Origin of the sequence: Streptomyces sp. SAI-127 (genome assembly GCF_029894425.1) — a bacterium.
Classification (GTDB): domain Bacteria; phylum Actinomycetota; class Actinomycetes; order Streptomycetales; family Streptomycetaceae; genus Streptomyces.
Genome location: NZ_JARXYJ010000001.1, coordinates 1,359,157 through 1,375,703, shown reverse-complemented (window position 1 = coordinate 1,375,703; position 16,547 = coordinate 1,359,157). Strand labels below are relative to the sequence as shown.

The window sequence follows — 16,547 nt, the reverse complement described above, 5'->3', positions numbered from 1 at the left end:
TCCCATTTCCAATTACGGTGGCCAAATAGTGCCGCAATCCCGGGCCGCCGGCCTTGACGAATCGTCAAACCTTCACAGCCCGAACGCTATGCACAAAACCGCGGGATCTCTTGTTACGCCTCGCTGACCTGTGCAAAGGTGTGCGTTGTCGGCGCACGGACAATACATTTTCCCCCTGTGTGCTCTCGACCCCTCCGTACGCCCTTCACGCTTCAAAAGAGCTGTCCCAGGCGGACGTACCCATTGGTATGGACTTTATGCAACGCAGCATGCCCTCGGGAGGAAATGCCGCCGTGAATGACGCTGGCCTGTCGCATTCCCCGTCTCCGGTTCGCCCGTACGACGTCACGGACGAGCAGCTGAGCGCCGAGCTCAAGAAGTGGAGCGGCACGACACCGGCCCTGCAGCCCGTCGGTGAACTTCTCGACCGGCACTGGGAAGCGGCCTTCGCCTACGCGCGGCTGTGCACCGACGGTCCCCGCCCCGCGGGCATGCTCACCACGGCCGCGTTCACGCGCCTGTTCGGCGAATCTCTGCGTCACACGGGTCCGACCGCCGCCTGGCGGCCCCATCTGCTCGTCACCGTCCGCCGGATCGCGGCCGAGTGGGACGCCGACGGCCGACGGGAGATGCTCCACCCCGCGCTGAGAACCGAGGCGGGCGGCGACAGGGCCGCGGCCCGCCTGTTGCCCCCCGCCGAACGGCGTCTGCTGTCCGGTGCCTTCCAGCGGCTGCAGCAGTCGGCCCGCTGCCTGCTGTGGCACACCGAGGTCGAGGCCGAGCCGCTCGGCGTGCCCGCAGCCCTGCTCGGCCTGGACGAGGAGGACGCCGGCGTCGAACTCCGCCGGGCCCGCGACCGGCTGCGCGAGGAGTGCCTCCAGGTCCACCGCGAACTCGCCCCCGAGCAGGAGTGCCGGCACTATCTGCGGCTGCTCGACGTGACGTACCGGCGCGGTGGTGCCGAACTCGACCCCGATCTGCGCGAGCACCTGCAGCGGTGCAGGCACTGCATGCACACCGCCGACCAACTGCACCAGTTCAACGGGCAGCTGGGCCTCGCCCTCGCCGAGGCCGTGCTCGGCTGGGGCGCCGCCGCCTACGTGGAATCACGGATGAGCGTCGACGACGCGGGAGCCGCACAGGAAGCGCAACGGCACGCGCCGAGCGGACCGTTCGCGGGTGAGGCCTTCGGCGTTCCGATGCCGCCCGCCGCCCCGCCCCAGGGCCCCGCCCCCTCCGGTCCGGCGCCCGCCGCCCCCGGCCCCCGCGGCCGTGCGCGCTCCGCCTCCCGCCACTCCGCCCACAAGGCCGCCCGCCGTACCTCCCGCCGCAACCTCACCGCAGCGGTCCTGACGGTGAGCGGGCTCGTCGTTCTCCCCCTGGTCATGTGGTCCTCGTTCCACTCGGACGGCAGCGGCCCCGTCGAAGCCGCCCCCTCCGAGGCACCCGGCTCCGACACGGCCTCCTCGACCACCGACCCCTCCCGGGCCGGAGCGGGCGAGGCGCGCCAGGGCGACCTGCGCGGACGCCTGCACAACGTGGAGTCCGGGCAGTGCGTCGGCGTCGTCGGCAAGAAGATCGCCCAGGGCGCCGAGACCGGGCTCGCCGAGTGCTCCGGGGCCGAGGGCCAGCAGTGGACGTACGAAACGGACGGACTGCTGCGCAGCGCCGCCCACCCCGACCTGTGCCTGGACTCCCACCTCGGCTTCTCGGTGCGGCTCGCGCCCTGCGCGGGCGCCACCTCGCCCGACGCCAAGAACGTCCGCTACGACTTCACCCTCCAGGGCACCCTCGTACCGCGCTGGGACCAGGACCTCGCGCTGACCCCGGCCGCCACCGACGGGTCCGGCGCGCTGGTCCTGAAGAACCGCGACGACGGCCCCGCCCAGCGCTGGGTCTTCGACACCTCGAAGACCGACCCTCAGATGGAGGCGGTCAACTGGGACGCGGACAGCAGCCCCGCGCCCACCCCGAAGTCCGCCCCCGCGCCTTCCAGGACGCCCACACCGACCCCGACGGCGTCCGCCACACCGACGGCCACGCCGACACCGCCGAGCAACCCGTACCCCGGTGACAACTGCTCCACCAACCCGTACTCCTGCTACGGGGGCGGCCAGCCCGGCGGCGGCTACTACGGCGGTGGCTACGGGTATGGCGGCGGCTACGGGTACGGAGGCGGCGGCTACGGAGGCGGGCGCTGACCCCGCTCAGGCTCCGACGAGCTGCAGCGAGCCCCACAGGGCCACCACCGCGGCGGCGAGCGCGGTCGGCACGGTCAGCAGGCCGAGCCGGGTGAACTCCCCGAGCTCCACCTCGTGGTCGTCCCGGTGCAGGATGCGCCGCCACAGCAGCGTGGCCAGGGACCCGGCGTAGGTGAGGTTCGGGCCGATGTTCACCCCGAGCAGCACCGCGAGGACCGCGCCGGGCCCGGCCGCGGCGGTGAGCGGCAGCAGGACCAGGACCGCGGGCAGATTGTTGATCAGGTTCGCCAGTACGGCGGCCAGCGCGGCGATCCCGAGCAGCGCGACGATTCCCGTCCCGTCGGGCAGGACGCGGTGCAGGGCGTCGGCGAGCCCGTTGTCGACGACCGCGCGCACCACGACGCCGAGCGCGAGCACGAACGCCAGGAAGGCCGGTGCCGCCGCCCGCACCACCGTGACCGGGGTGGCCTTCCTTCGGACGAGAGCGCGGCCCGCCAGGACGAGCGCGCCCGCGCAGGCGACCCAGGCGGGATCGACGGCGAACCCGGAGGCCACCACGAACCCGGCCAGCGTGCAGCCGACCGTGACCAGTGCGAACAGCGGCAGCGCGGGCTCCTCGGACGGCTCGGGGGAGTGGTCGACGACGGTGAGGTCGGTTTCGAAGAAACGCCGGAAGACCGCGTACTCGACGGCGATCGCCGCCAGCCAGGGCAGCGCCATCAGCAGCGCGAACCGGGTGAAGCTCACCCCGCTCGCCTCGAAGGCCAGCAGGTTGGTGAGGTTCGACACCGGCAGCAGCAGCGAGGCCGTGTTCGACAGATGCGCGCACGCGTAGACGTGCGGCTTCGCGCGGGCCCCCATCCGGGAGGCGGTCACCAGCACCACCGGCGTCAACAGCACCACCGTGGCGTCCAGGCTGAGCACCGCCGTGATCGCCGACGCCAGCCCGAACACACCGGTCAGCAGCCGCCCGGGCGAGCCCGCCGCCCGCCGGGCCAGCCATGCCCCGCAGGCCTGGAACAGCCCCTCCACGTCACAGAAGTGCGCGAGCACCAGCACCGCGGCCAGGAACCCGACCACCGGTCCCAACCGCTCGGCCTCCGCCCAGGCATGGTCCGGCGAGATCGCCCCGGTGACGACCACGAGCCCCGCCGCCGGGACCGCGACCACGGCCTCCGGCCGGCCGAAAGGGCGCAGGACCGCCCACACGAGTACGGCGACGAGCAGCGCGACGGACAGGACTTCGGCGAGCGGGGTGTTCAGGGCAAATCCTTCGGGACGCGAGCAGATCGTGCCCGGTCATGAAACCAGGCCGGGGTAAGAACCCGGTCAGTGCCCCCGACCGTGACCCGCGCCCGGTCAGGCTCCGGTGCCGGGACTGAAGGGGATCAGCCGCACCGACGACTCGTTGCCGGACACCGGGACCTCTCCGGACTTCCACACCACCTTCAGCGGGTCCTCCTCGTCCGGCGGGGTCACCACGAGGGCGGCAGGGGTGGCCGTTCCCGCCCCGCTGACCTCGGGGTTGGCGAAGGACAATCCGGCCCAGGCGCTCTGGCCCGGCGTCAGCTTCACGGTCTCGGGCTCGGCGGAGGAGCGCTTCGGGTCCGGTCCCAGCTGCTTGCCGGACGCGTCGACGAAGGCGGTGCCGGGATAGCCGTACAGGGTGCAGGTGCGGTTCGACTCGTTCGTCAGCACGACCGGGAAGTTCTCCTGCCCGGCGCCCGGGTTGTTGCGGCCGACGGAGGCGCTCAGTTCCGAGGAGTGGCAGCGGGTTCCGCCGGCCGGGGACTGCGGTGCGGACGGGGTGAGGGAGTTGCTCACCGCGTCGGTCGGCACGCCGCTCGGCGCGCTGCTGGTGCCGTCGGACGGTGTCGTGGTGCCGGACTCCGTGCGCGGGGCGTCAGCCGTGTCGTCGCCGCTGCCGCAGCCCGCCAGCAGACCGACCATCGCGACCGAACTCGCGAGCAGGGCCGCCCGCCGCACACCCAGGGACCTGATCGTCATGTCTCCACACTCCCGGAGAAGAAGAAGTTCGCTCACTCCTCGTCGAGGAGTCCGATCTCCGCCCAGATCGTCTTGCCCTCGGCCGTGTGCCGGCTGCCCCAGCGCTGGGTGAGCTGCGCGACCAGGAGCAGACCCCGGCCGCCCTCGTCCCAGGTCTTGGCGCGCCGCAGGTGCGGGGCGGTGTGGTTGGTGTCGGAGACCTCGCAGATCAGCGTGGTCTCGTCATGGATGAGCCGCAGCCGGATGGGACGGGCGCCGTACCGGATCGCGTTCGTCACCAGCTCGCTCACCACCAGCTCCGCCGTGAACGACGCCGCGCTCAGGTCCCAGCGACCCAGCTGCTGGACGACCTGCTTGCGGACGGGCGCCACCAGCGCCGGGTCGGCCGGGATGTCCCACGTCGCCACCTGGGACGAGGGCAGGCCCAGGGTGCGGGCCAGCAGGAGGGCCACGTCGTCCGAGGAACCGCCGGGCGGGAGCAGCGCGTGCAGCAGCCGGTCGCAGATCTCCTCCAGGGAGTCGGAGGGAACGGCCAGGGCCTCGCACAGCAGCGCGTGACCGGCGTCCACGTCCCGCTCCCGGGACTCGAGCAGGCCGTCCGTGAACAGCGACAGCACGCTCCCCTCGGGCAGGGCCAGCTCGGCGGACTCGAACGGCAGCCCGCCCAGGCCCAGCGGCGGCCCCGCGGGCAGGTCCACCTCGCGTGCCGTCCCTCCCGGCGTCAGCATCACGGGCGCCGGATGCCCGGCCCGGGCCAGCGTGCAGCGCCGCGACACCGGGTCGTAGACCGCGTAGAGACAAGTGGCCCCGACCTCGCCGGGTCTGCCTTCGTTGCCGGCCTCCGCGGACAGCCGTACGACGAGGTCGTCGAGGTGGGTGAGCAGTTCGTCCGGGGCCAGGTCGATGTCGGCGAGGGTACGCACGGCGGTGCGCAGCCGGCCCATCGTCGCCGAGGCCTGAATGCCGTGCCCGACCACGTCCCCGACGACCATCGCGACCCGCATCCCCGACAGCGGGATCACGTCGAACCAGTCGCCGCCCACCCCGGCCCGCGCCGCCGGAAGATAACGCGACGCCGCCTCCACGGCGGCCGTGCGCGGCAGGGAGCGGGGCAGCAGACTGCGCTGCAGGGTCAGGGCGGTCTCGCGCTCGCGGGAGAACCGGCGGGCGTTGTCGATGCAGATCCCGGCCCGCGCGGTGATCTCCTCGGCCAGCAGCACGTCGTCCGGGGTGAACGGGTCGGGCCGCCGGTAGCGAGTGAGGACCGCGACGCCGAGGGTCTGGCCGCGGGCCTGGATCGGTACGGACATCGTGGAGTGGACGCCGAACTCCCTGACCCGCTCGCCGCGGGTTCTGTTCCAGTTGAGCCACTGGTCCAGGCGCCCGGACGCCACCGTGGCGACGATGGTGCGGCCCGCGACCAGGGAGTCGGCCTGCGGTGAGGTGGCCGGATACAGCTCGGTGTGCCCGGGCTTCACCACGGCCATCGGATTGCCGGGGTCCACCGACTGGTGGGCGGCGCGCCGCAGCTCGACCGGCGCGGCGGGCGCGGCCGGGGCCTCGCCGCTCTCCGGCGGGTCCAGCAGGTCGACGCTCACGAAGTCGGCGAGTGCCGGGATGCAGACGTCCGCCAGCTCCTGGGCCGTAAGGGTGACGTCGAGGGTGGTGCCGATGCGCACGCTCGCCTCGTTGACCAGCTGGAGCCGCTCCCTGGCGAGGTAGTGCTCAGTGAAGTCGTGTCCGGTCAGACAGGCTCCCCGCACCCGTCCCGAGGCGTCGGTGAGCGGGGCGACCCGGGTCAGCATCCCGGCCGCTCGGTCGAGGCCGCTGGGACGGACGTACCCCTCGATGTCGCGTGCCCGCCCGGTGGCGAGCACATCGGCGAGGAGTTCCTCGACCTCCGCGTTCTCCCGGCGGAGGCCGATGTCCGTGATCCTCAGTCCCCTGACCTCGTGGTCGGGCAGGTCGATCAGTTCGGACATCCGGTCGTTGATCCACCGCAGGCGCAGCCGCTCGTCGCAGACCAGCATGGGACAGGGGGACTGGGCCAGCGCGGCAGCGGTCACCACGTCGTCCGGCGGGTCGAGTTCCGCGTGGTCGGGCCGGACGACGGCCCGCCAGTCGGCCCGGTCGTCCCGCGATGGCCTGCGGAGGGCGAGCAGGTGGACGGAGACCGTGCGACCGTCCCGGTGCCGCAGAGCGAGGTCGCCGCTCCAGCGCGGGCCGGCGGGGGCGGCCAGGGCATCCGGATCGGCGAGCAGAAGCGCGGCGGGGCGGCCCAGCACCTCGTGGGCCTCGTACCCCAGCAGCCGCCGGGCACCGGCGCTCCATCTGGCCACGGCGCCCCGGTCGTCGATGACGGCCCGGGCGGTCGAGGCATCGTCGAACGGATCCACCGGCCTCATCGTCGCCACTCCATCGTGCCTACGCACAGTGAACGGGTGTGTAACTTGAGTTCCAGCCTAGTGCGTCCCGCCCGCGAGTGAACGCCGATCCCACCTGTACGAGGCGGCGGCGCGCGGAGTGGAAGGGGCCGTCCGAGGGGACGGCCGGGGCAGAAGGCGCTTTCCGCGCCCTTGACGGCCGCATGTGGCTCACCGTCAGATTGTGTTTGTTCACGATCAGTTGTGAGTACTTCTGGGCCCTGATGAGGGAGAGCCGCCATGACCGTCACGCGCAGATCGGTTCTGCTCGCTTCCACGGCCGCACCGGCCGCGGGCGTGCTTCTGGCCACGCCGGTGGCCCAGGCCGCCGACTGGGCCGGGGACCCGTCCGGCCGCCGTACCGTCGCGCTGCGCGACGGCTGGCGCTTCGCGCTGGTCGACCCGGGCGGGATCACCGATCCGACGGGTGAGTACACGGACGCCGCGGCCCCGGGGTACGACGACTCGGGGTGGCGCGAGATCGCGGCGCCGCACGACTGGAGCATCGAGCTCGCCCCGACCACCGAGAACGGCACCACCAGCGGCACCGGCTTCTTCCCCGGCGGCCTGGGCTGGTACCGCCTCGCCTTCACCCTGCCGCCCGCCTTCGCCGGGAAGCGGATCTCGGTGGAGTTCGACGGCGTCTACATGGACTCGTACGTCTACTGCAACGGCACCGAGGCCGGCCGTCACCCCTACGGCTACACCGGCTTCGCCCTCGACCTCACCGACCTGCTCCACACCGACGGCACCACCGAGAACGTGATCGCGGTCAAGGTGCAGAACCGGCTCCCCAGCAGCCGCTGGTACTCGGGCAGCGGAATCTACCGCGAGGCCCGCCTGGTCGTCACCGATCCGGTGCACGTGGAGCGCTGGGGCACCCAGGTCACCACACCGGAGATCACCGCCGAGCGTGCCCGTGTCAGGGTGCGGACCTCGGTGGTCGACGCGTCCGGCACGGCGGGGCCGGTCGAGATCCGCTCGCGGATCAAGGACCCCCGGGGCCGGACCGTGGCCCGCACGGCCACCACGATCACGGTCGGGACGAAGGCGACGGAGACCCATGAACTCACCGTCCCCGAACCCCGGTTGTGGGACATCTCGGCGCCCCACCGCTACACCCTGGAGACCGAACTCCGCCGCGACGGCAAACTCGTCGACACCTACCGCACCCCGTTCGGCCTGCGCACCTTCCGCTTCGACCCGGACGAGGGCTTCCATCTCAACGGCACCCACCACAAGATCAGGGGCGTCGACCTCCACCACGACCTGGGCGCCCTCGGCGCGGCCGTCAGCATCGACGCGATCCGCAGACAGATGACCATCATGAAGTCGATGGGCGTCAACGCCTTCCGCACCTCCCACAACCCGCCCTCCCCGGAGATGATCCAGGTCTGTGAGGAACTGGGCATCGTGATGCTGGTGGAGGCGTTCGACTGCTGGCGCACCGGCAAGACGCGCTACGACTACGGCCGGTTCTTCGACGAGTGGTGCGAGAGGGACGCGACCGAGATGGTCCTCGCGGCCCGTAACTCGCCCGCGGTGCTGCTGTGGTCGATCGGCAACGAGATCCCCGACTCGACGTCCACTGCCGGACTCGCCATGGCCGACCGGATCATCGCCGCGATCAGGGCCGTCGACGACACCCGCCCGCTGATCATCGGCTCCGACAAGTACCGCCGGCTGCCCGCCAAGGGCTCGGCGGCCGACCTGATGCTCGCCAAGCTGGACGGGCTCGGTCTCAACTACAACACGGCCAAGTCGGTGGACCAGCTGCACGCCGCCTACCCGCACCTCTTCCTCTTCGAGTCCGAGTCGTCCTCCGAGACCTCGACCCGCGGCACCTACCAGGAGCCCGAGCACCTCAACACGGGCGAGAACCACACGCCGGGCCGGCGGGACACCTCGTCGTATGACAACAACCTCGCCTCCTGGACCATGAGCGGCGAGTACGGGCACAAGAAGGACCGGGACCGCAAATGGTTCGCCGGGCAGTTCCTCTGGTCGGGCATCGACTACATCGGAGAGCCCACGCCGTACGACGTCTTCCCGGTGAAGGCGTCCTTCTTCGGCGCGGTCGACACCGCAGGATTCCCGAAGGACATGTACCACCTCTTCCGCAGCCAGTGGGTCGACGAACCGATGGTCCATCTCGTTCCGATGACCTGGAACCACGCGGAGGGCGACACGGTCGAGGTGTGGGCGTACGCCAACGTCCCCACCGTCGAGCTGTTCCTCAACGGCACGTCCCTCGGCACCCGGACCTTCGACACCAAGAAGACCACCGACGGCCGGGTGTACCTGGAGACCACGGAAGCCACCGGCGACGACAAGACCTTCACCGACGGCCCCTACCCCGGCAGCTACACCAGCCCGAACGGCAGCGCGGGCAAGCTCCATCTGACCTGGAAAGTGCCCTACGCGCCCGGCGAGTTGAAGGCGGTGGCCCGCAGGAACGGCAAGGTGGTCGCCACCGACGTGCTGCGCACGGCCGGCAAGCCCCATGCCGTACGCCTCACCGCCGACCGCACCGCGCTCGCCGCGGACGGCCGTTCGCTGGTCTTCGTCACGGCGGACGTCGTCGACTCACGGGGTGTGGTGGTGCCGGACGCCGAGCACCTGATCTCCTTCGCGGTGAGAGGCGGCTCCCTCGCCGGTCTCGACAACGGCCGCGAGGAGAGCGCCGAGCGCTACCAGGCCACCACCCGGACCGCCTTCCACGGAAAGGCCCTCGCGATCGTGCGCTCCGGCACCGAGCCGGGGGTCCTCAAGGTCACGGCGAGCGCGGAGGGTCTTCGGGCGGGCAGCGCGAAGGTGCGTACCACCCCGTCCCGGTCGGTCGCCGTCACCGAGCCGGCCGCTTTCAACCCCGACCATCCGTCACCCCCGAACTACCCGCACGCGGACGCGAGTTACTCCGGCCGACCGGACACCCTCCCGGCCGCGATGCTCGACGGCGACCCGGCCACCGGTTGGTCCAACGCCTTCAACAAGGCCGCCACCGCCCTGCTGCCCGCCTTCAGCGGCGCCAGGGCCGAGGACTGGGTCTGCGTGGACTTCGGACGGACCAGGACCTTCGACCGGGCGGAGGTCTCCTTCACGCTGAGCGCGACCCACAGCCTGCCTGCCGCCGTGGAGGCCGCGGTGTGGGACGGGAAGCGGTATGTGCCGGCCGAGGGCGTCTCGGTCGTCTGGGCCACCGCCTCCGGCGAGCCCACGGTGGTCAGCTTCGACGCCGCTCGCGGCTCCCGGCTCCGGCTCACGCTGACCAGCGCCTATCCGGGCGAGACCAGGGGCGCGGTTCGCATCAGCAAGCTGGAGGTGCCGGGGAGCTGACCCCCACCGGCGGCGGTCCGGACGGGAAACCAGTCCCGTCCGGACCGTTGACGGAGTGTCATGCCTGCAACAAACATGGCCTGCGACCGTCAGTTGGGAGCGCTCCCATCGTGGGCGCCGCCCGTACCTCCCCCGAGGAGACCGGACGTGAACAGACGCAAGACCGCCCTGTTGTCCCTGACCGCCCTGCTGGGAGCGGCACTTGTGGCCTCGCCCGTGTCCCCGGCAGCCGCCGACGAGGTCGAGCAGCTCAAGAACGGCACGTTCGACACCACCACCGAGCCCTGGTGGACGACCAGCAACGTCACCGCGGGCCTGTCCGGTGGGCAGCTGTGCGCGGACGTGCCGGGAGGCACCGCCAACCGCTGGGACGCCGCCGTCGGCCAGAACGACGTCGCCCTGGTGAAGGGGCAGTCGTACAAGTTCTCCTTCACCGCGAACGGTTCCCCCGAAGGGCACGTCCTGCGGGCGATCGTGGGGCTGCAAGTGGCGCCCTACGACACCTACTTCGAGGTGAGCCCCCAGCTGAGCGTCTCCGGGAACTCCTACTCCTACACGTTCACCTCGCCCGTCGACACCGCCCAGGGCCAGGTCGGCTTCCAACTCGGCGGCAGCGCCGACCCGTTCCGCTTCTGCATGGACGATGTGTCCCTGCTGGGCGGGGTCCCGCCCGAGGTGTACGAGCCCGACACCGGACCGCGCGTGCGCGTCAACCAGGTCGCCTATCTGCCCGCCGGGCCGAAGAACGCCACCCTGGTCACCGACGCCACGGCGAAGCTGCCCTGGCAGCTGAAGAGCGCCTCCGGCACCGTCGTCGCCCACGGCTGGACCGTGCCGCGCGGTACCGACGTCTCCTCCGGGCAGAACGTCCACTCCATCGACTTCGGCGCCTACAACAAGCGCGGCGCGGGCCTCACCCTGGTCGCGGACGGCGAGGCCAGCCGGCCCTTCGACATCGGCACGGGCGCCTACGAACAGCTCCGGCTCGACGCGGCGAAGTACTACTACACCCAGCGCAGCGGCATCGCGATCCGCGACGACCTGCGCCCGGGCTACGGACGCGCCGCCGGGCACGTGAACACGGCCCCCAACCAGGGCGACAAGGACGTGCCCTGCCAGCCGGGGGTGTGCGACTACACCCTCGACGTCACCGGCGGCTGGTACGACGCCGGCGACCACGGCAAGTACGTCGTGAACGGCGGCATCTCCACCTGGGAGGTGCTGAGCACGTACGAGCGCGAGCTGCTGGCCCGCACCGGAGAGCCCGCGAAACTCGGCGACGGCACCCTCGCCATCCCCGAGAGCGGCAACAAGGTGCCCGACATCCTCGACGAGGCCCGCTGGGAGCTGGACTTCCTCCTCAAGATGCAGGTACCGGACGGGCAGCCGCTGGCCGGAATGGCCCACCACAAGATCCACGACGAGCAGTGGACCGGCCTGCCGCTCATGCCGAGCGACGACCCGCAGAAGCGTGAACTGCACCCGGCGTCCACCGCCGCGACCCTGAACCTGGCCGCGACCGCCGCACAGGCCGCCCGCCTGTACAAGCCGTACGACAAGGCGTTCGCGGCGAAGGCCCTGGCGGCCGCCCGCAAGGCCTGGACCGCGGCGCTGGCCCACCCCGACCTGTACGCCTCGGAGAGCGACGGCATCGGCGGCGGCACCTACGCCGACAACAACGTCACCGACGAGTTCTACTGGGCGGCGGCCGAGCTGTATCTCACCACGGGCGAGAAGGCGTTCCAGGACCACGTGCTCGCCTCGCCGGTCCACACCGCCGACATCTTCAGCCCCGTCGGCTACGACTGGGCCCGCACGGCCGCGGCCGCCCGTCTGGACCTGGCGACCGTGCCGAGCAGACTGCCCGGCCGGGACAAGGTGCGCCAGTCGGTCGCCAAGGGCGCCGACCGCTACCTGGCCACGCTGAAGGCCCACCCGTACGGCATGCCGTACGCCCCGGAAGGCAACCTCTACGACTGGGGCTCCAACCACCAGATCCTGCACAACGGGATCGTCATCGCCACCGCCTACGACATCACGGGCGCCACGAAGTACCGTGACGGCGCCCTCCAGGGCATCGACTACATCTTCGGGCGCAACGCGTTGAACATCTCGTACGTGACCGGCTACGGCGAGGTCAACTCCCAGAACCAGCACGCCCGTTGGTACGCCCACCAGCTCGACCCGAGCATGCCGAACCCGCCGAGGGGCACCCTCGCCGGCGGGCCGAACTCGGGCATCCAGGACCCCTACGCACAGAGCAAACTCCAGGGCTGCACGGGCCAGTTCTGCTACATCGACGACATCCAGTCCTGGTCGACCAACGAGCACACCATCAACTGGAACTCCGCTCTGACCCGGATGGCGTCCTTCGTGGCGGATCAAGGCTGACGTTCGCGTGCTCCACCAGCTCACCGGGCCGCTCGTGCGCGGTGAGCGTGTGGAGCCGGGCCTGATCGAGCGGCTGGTGCACCTCGACGTACTCACCGTGCGGCAGCCGCTTGATCACACCGGTCTCCCGGCCGTGCAACACCAGCTCCCGGTCCCGGAGTTGCAGACCCAGGCAGATCCGCCGGGTGGCGACGAAGACGACCGCCGGGACGACGAACATCCCGATCCGCACGGCCCACGTCACCGCGTTGATCGACAGATGGAGCCGGGTCGCCACGATGTCGTTGCCGCCGCCCGCCAGCAGGATCAGGTACAGGCTGATCCACGACGCGCCGATCGCCGTGCGGACGGGACGGTTGCGCGGGCGGTCAAGGAGGTGGTGCTCCCGCTTGTCCTTGGTGAACCGGGCCTCCAGGAACGGGTAGACGCCGATGAAGACCAGCAGCAGCGGGAAGATCACGACCGGTATCAGGACTCCGAGGATCAGCGTGTGCCCCCACAGGGTGACCTCCCAGCCGGGCATCACCCGCACCAGGCCTTCCGCGAACCCCAGGTACCAGTCGGGCTGGGCGCCCGTGGAGACCTGGTCGGCGCGGTAAGGGCCGTACGACCAGACCGGGTTGATGCTCGCCACCGCCGCGATGAGCGTGAGCGCCCCGAACACCAGGAAGAAGAACCCGCCGGCCTTCGCCAGGTACACCGGGAAGAACGGTGTCCCGACCACGTTGCGTTCGGTCTTTCCGGGACCCGCGAACTGAGTGTGCTTGTGATACACGACCAGGATCAGGTGGGCCACCACGAGCGCCGCCATGATGCCGGGGATCACCAGGATGTGCAGCGAGTAGAAGCGGGCCACGATGTCATGGCCGGGGAACTCCCCGCCGAACAGGAACATCGCCAGATACGTCCCGACGATCGGCACCGACAGGGTGGCGCCGTAGACGAACCTGAGGCCCGTGCCCGACAGCAGGTCGTCCGGCAGCGAGTAGCCGAAGAGGCCCTCGAACAGGCCCAGGAACAGCAGTGACCAGCCGAACAGCCAGTTGACCTCGCGCGGCTTGCGGAACGAGCCCGTGAAGAAGTGCCGCATCATGTGCGTGAGCATCGCGGCGACGAAGATCAGGGCCGACCAGTGGTGCAGCTGCCGGATCAGCAGCCCGCCGCGTACGTCGAAGCTGATGTCCAGCGTCGAGGCGTACGCCTCCGACATCCGCACGCCGTTCAGCGGCGTGTAACTGCCGTGGTACGTCACCTCGTTCATCGACGGATGGAAGAACAGGGTCAGCCACACCCCGGTCAGGATCAGCACGACGAAGCTGTACAGACAGATCTCGCCGAGCAGGAAGGACCAGTGGTCCGGGAAGACCTTGCGCAGGTACTTGGCGCCGAGTGTGCGGGTGCCGAGCCGTCCGTCGAGCCAGCCGGACAGCCGCTCGCCCTTCCCCGGCTCCGCCGGGCGTTCCACGGCAGTCACGCCTCCTCCTTGTGCACATGCGTGAGCTTGTCGGGATTGGTCACGACGAAGAGGTTCGAGACCCGGTCGCCCTCCGGTGTGAGGTCCAGGACGATCACCGCGTACGGCGAGTCGTGGTCGAACAGCACAGCCGCGTCGTCGCCGTTGACGCGCCGGTAGCGCAACTCCAGGCCCAGGCCCCCGGCCCCGCCCCGCTTCGCGTACCCGTTGAGCAGCCGGGCCGCCTTCTCCCGGCCGTGCACCGGACGCAGGGCCTGCTTGCGCATGCCGCCGCCGTCCGTCCACACCGTCACGTCCGGCGCGAGGATCTCCATCAGCTCCGCTATGTCCCCGCCTACGGCGGCCCGCACGAACCGCTCGGTCGCCTCCCGGCGGACCCGGGGACGGGCCTCGTACAGGGGGCGTCGGGCGTGCACATGGGCCCGCGCGCGGTGTGCCAACTGCCGTACGGCGGCCGGGGTGCGGTCGATGATCTCGGCGATCTCGGTGTGGGCGTAACCGAACACCTCGTGCAGCACGAACACCGCGCGCTCCAGCGGGGACAGCGACTCCAGAACCACCAGCATCGCCAGCGACACGGACTCGGTGCGCAGCGCGGGGTCGTCGGCGCCGGCCTCGTCGGTCACCAGGGGCTCGGGCAGCCACGGGCCGACATACGTCTCGCGGCGGCGGTTGACCACGGCCCGCCGCTGGAGCGCGTGGTTGACGGCGATCCGGACCAGATAGGCACGTGGGTTGTCGATCCCGCCGGCACCCCGGCGCGACCACGACAGCCAGGTGTCCTGGAGCACGTCCTCGGTGTCGGTGACGCTGCCCAGCATGTTGTAGACGACGCCGAACAACAGCTCCCGGTGCTCGACGAAGACACCGGTCGCCTCTTCGGTGTCGGGAACGGGGATCTCGGACATGTCGTGTGGCCTCCCAGTAGCGCGCTCACTACTGCGAGGCCTGCAGGGCGCCGGAATGTGACATCCGACGGCCGGAATGTGACCCACGCCTCATCGGGCCGGGCGGGGCGGCTAGGAAGCGTCGTGGAAGACGATCCCGAGCGCGTGCCGCCGGCCGGAGCGCACGACGCTCACGCCGTGCCGCATCGCCCCGGCCGACCAGCCGCGCTTGCTGCGCACCGGCCGGTCCCGGGTCGTGAAGACCACGCCGTGGCCCTGGGGGAGGACGGTCGCCGTGCCCCGGGACTGGGCCCGGGGACGCTGCTCGACCATCAGGAACTCGCCGCCGGTGTAGTCGGTGCCGTACTCGTCGAGCCCGACCACCACCTGCAGCGGGAAGACCAGGTCGCCGAAGACGTCCCGGTGCAACGCGTTCCAGTCGCCCTGCGCGTAGCGCAGCAGGATCTGCGCCGAACGGTCCTGCCCGGCCGCGTGGCAGCGCTCCACCCACTCCTCCAGGGAGTCCGGCCACGGTGCCGGGCGTCCGAGCCGGGCCGCCCAGTCACGGGCGACGGGCAGCAGGCGGGGGTAGAGCGCGGCGCGCAGGGCGGACACCGGGGCGGGCAGGTCATGGGTGAAGTAGCGGTACTCACCCGATCCGAAGCGGTGGCGTGCCATGTCCACGGTGGTCCGGAAGAGCTCCGGCTTCTCGTAGAGCGCTGTCAGGTCCCGGCACTCGGCGGGCGTCAGCAGCGGTGCCGTCGGGGCGCAGCCGTGCGCGTCCAACTCGGCGGCGAGGGCGGCCCAGTCGGTCTTGGCGACCCGGGCGGCGGCCAGGTCGGGGGTGACGGTCATGTCGTTTCCTCCTCACCTTCGAGTGTGCGATGTCCGTCGTCGCGCGTCCGGCGGGAATCGGACACCGTGCTCCCACCCCTTCGGTACCGCTCGATGGGTGGCTTGACCTGCGGATATTTACGGTTGAGTACCCGCGCGGTACCGTGAAGGCATGCCAGCTCTCAACGTGGAGTTCAGCGATCGCGAGCTAGAGGACCTGCGGCAGATCGCCAAGGAGCGCGGTACGTCGATGAAGGCCCTCGTGCGGGAGGCCGCCGCGGCCGACATCGCCCGGCACCGGGCCCTGCAGGAAGGCGCGGAAGCGTTCCGGCGGTTCTTCTCCGCCCACGCCGACGAGTTCGCCGCCGCCTTCCCGGAGGACGAACCGGCCGCCAGGGGCGCGGGGCGGGTCGGCTGACCGATGGCTTCCGTCGTCCACATCGACGTGCCCTGGCTGCTTCAGCGGCATGAAGAGGTCCTGCCCGACCAGCCCACGATCAACGACTTCTCGGCCCTCGTCGCCGCCGTCGCCCGGCATCGCGTCGACCCGCCCCGCCTGGGCGTCGACTCCGACCCCGCCTGGCGCGCCGCCGCCCTTCTGCACACCCTGGCCCTGCTCAAGCCCTTACCGGCGGCCAACGCCCGTTTCGCCTGCGCCACTGCTGTGGCCTACATGTTCGTCAGCGGCGTCGGCATCGACCCGCCCTACGGTGTCCTCGTCGACCTCGCCCGCGATCTGATCTCCGGCAAGACCGATGTGTACGGGGCGGCGGACCGGCTGCGCTCCTGGCAGATCTGAGGCCGCACGGCCGTCCCGCCCCCGGGGCCGCCGACCGAGGGCGGGAGGAAGGGGTCGGCGGCCGGGGTTTCGCGCGGGAGAGCCGCCGTCCCGCGCGGGGCCTCCGAGAAGGGCCGCCTCCAGTGGACTACCGGCCGCCGCCCGGGGGGAGCGTGCGTGGCGCTCCGGCGCGTGCGCGGGTTTCACACGGGGCGC

The 16,547-nt window shown here is 71.2% G+C and carries 11 protein-coding genes; 5 read left to right on the top strand and 6 right to left on the bottom strand.

Translation table 11 applies throughout. The annotated features are described in order from the left end of the window. Nucleotides 1-293 precede the first annotated feature (293 nt). The gene (locus tag M2157_RS06525) at nt 294-2,201 is read left to right on the top strand and encodes an RICIN domain-containing protein (protein ID WP_280864714.1); all 1,908 of its coding nucleotides are present in this window, start codon (nt 294-296) and stop codon (nt 2,199-2,201) included. 6 nt (nt 2,202-2,207) lie between these two features. On the opposite strand, the gene M2157_RS06520 is transcribed toward M2157_RS06525, so the two are convergent. From M2157_RS06520 to M2157_RS06510, 3 genes are all read right to left on the bottom strand, one after another. Continuing rightward, complete coding sequence (locus M2157_RS06520; protein ID WP_280868173.1) at nt 2,208-3,464, bottom strand: SLC13 family permease; 1,257 nt, start codon at nt 3,462-3,464, stop codon at nt 2,208-2,210. Between the two features lie 96 nt (nt 3,465-3,560). Beyond that, on the bottom strand, nt 3,561-4,208 hold the full coding sequence (locus M2157_RS06515) for a DUF4232 domain-containing protein (RefSeq protein WP_280860832.1): 648 nt from the start codon (nt 4,206-4,208) through the stop codon (nt 3,561-3,563). Between the two features lie 32 nt (nt 4,209-4,240). Beyond that, a complete protein-coding gene (locus M2157_RS06510) occupies nt 4,241-6,613 on the bottom strand; it encodes a SpoIIE family protein phosphatase (RefSeq protein WP_280864713.1) in 2,373 nt (790 codons plus the stop codon). 258 nt (nt 6,614-6,871) lie between these two features. Here M2157_RS06510 and M2157_RS06505 point away from each other — a divergent pair, with 258 nt between their 5' ends. Both M2157_RS06505 and M2157_RS06500 read left to right on the top strand, forming a co-directional pair. Continuing rightward, a complete protein-coding gene (locus M2157_RS06505) occupies nt 6,872-9,967 on the top strand; it encodes a glycoside hydrolase family 2 TIM barrel-domain containing protein (RefSeq protein WP_280864711.1) in 3,096 nt (1,031 codons plus the stop codon). A 147-nt stretch (nt 9,968-10,114) separates the two neighbouring features. Continuing rightward, on the top strand, nt 10,115-12,358 hold the full coding sequence (locus M2157_RS06500; RefSeq protein WP_280864709.1) for a glycoside hydrolase family 9 protein: 2,244 nt from the start codon (nt 10,115-10,117) through the stop codon (nt 12,356-12,358). Here M2157_RS06500 and M2157_RS06495 read toward each other — a convergent pair. From M2157_RS06495 to M2157_RS06485, 3 genes are all read right to left on the bottom strand, one after another. Next, complete coding sequence (locus M2157_RS06495) at nt 12,303-13,832, bottom strand: cytochrome bc complex cytochrome b subunit (protein ID WP_280860828.1); 1,530 nt, start codon at nt 13,830-13,832, stop codon at nt 12,303-12,305. The two genes, M2157_RS06500 and M2157_RS06495, sit on opposite strands and share 56 nt — an antisense overlap. Continuing rightward, nucleotides 13,829-14,740, bottom strand: coding sequence for an RNA polymerase sigma factor SigJ (gene sigJ / locus M2157_RS06490; protein WP_280864708.1), 912 nt, complete (start codon nt 14,738-14,740; stop codon nt 13,829-13,831). The genes M2157_RS06495 and sigJ overlap by 4 nt, the downstream gene beginning before the upstream one ends. A 111-nt stretch (nt 14,741-14,851) precedes the next feature. Next, the gene (locus tag M2157_RS06485) at nt 14,852-15,574 is read right to left on the bottom strand and encodes a 2OG-Fe(II) oxygenase (protein WP_280864706.1); all 723 of its coding nucleotides are present in this window, start codon (nt 15,572-15,574) and stop codon (nt 14,852-14,854) included. A 151-nt stretch (nt 15,575-15,725) separates the two neighbouring features. On the opposite strand from M2157_RS06485, the gene M2157_RS06480 reads away from it, so the two are divergent. Beyond that, nucleotides 15,726-15,971, top strand: coding sequence for a hypothetical protein (locus M2157_RS06480; protein ID WP_020117150.1), 246 nt, complete (start codon nt 15,726-15,728; stop codon nt 15,969-15,971). A 3-nt stretch (nt 15,972-15,974) separates the two neighbouring features. After that, the gene (locus M2157_RS06475; protein WP_280864704.1) at nt 15,975-16,352 is read left to right on the top strand and encodes a toxin Doc; all 378 of its coding nucleotides are present in this window, start codon (nt 15,975-15,977) and stop codon (nt 16,350-16,352) included. The last annotated feature ends 195 nt before the right edge of the window (nt 16,353-16,547 follow it).

Bases quoted from the DNA above. Each gene is read 5' to 3' on its own strand.
- M2157_RS06475 (WP_280864704.1), top strand. From the start codon at position 15,975: ATGGCTTCCGTCGTCCACATCGACGTGCCCTGGCTGCTTCAGCGGCAT.
- M2157_RS06515 (WP_280860832.1), bottom strand. From the start codon at position 4,208: ATGACGATCAGGTCCCTGGGTGTGCGGCGGGCGGCCCTGCTCGCGAGT.
- M2157_RS06485 (WP_280864706.1), bottom strand. From the start codon at position 15,574: ATGACCGTCACCCCCGACCTGGCCGCCGCCCGGGTCGCCAAGACCGAC.
- M2157_RS06480 (WP_020117150.1), top strand. From the start codon at position 15,726: ATGCCAGCTCTCAACGTGGAGTTCAGCGATCGCGAGCTAGAGGACCTG.
- M2157_RS06505 (WP_280864711.1), top strand. From the start codon at position 6,872: ATGACCGTCACGCGCAGATCGGTTCTGCTCGCTTCCACGGCCGCACCG.
- sigJ (WP_280864708.1), bottom strand. From the start codon at position 14,740: ATGTCCGAGATCCCCGTTCCCGACACCGAAGAGGCGACCGGTGTCTTC.
- M2157_RS06510 (WP_280864713.1), bottom strand. From the start codon at position 6,613: ATGAGGCCGGTGGATCCGTTCGACGATGCCTCGACCGCCCGGGCCGTC.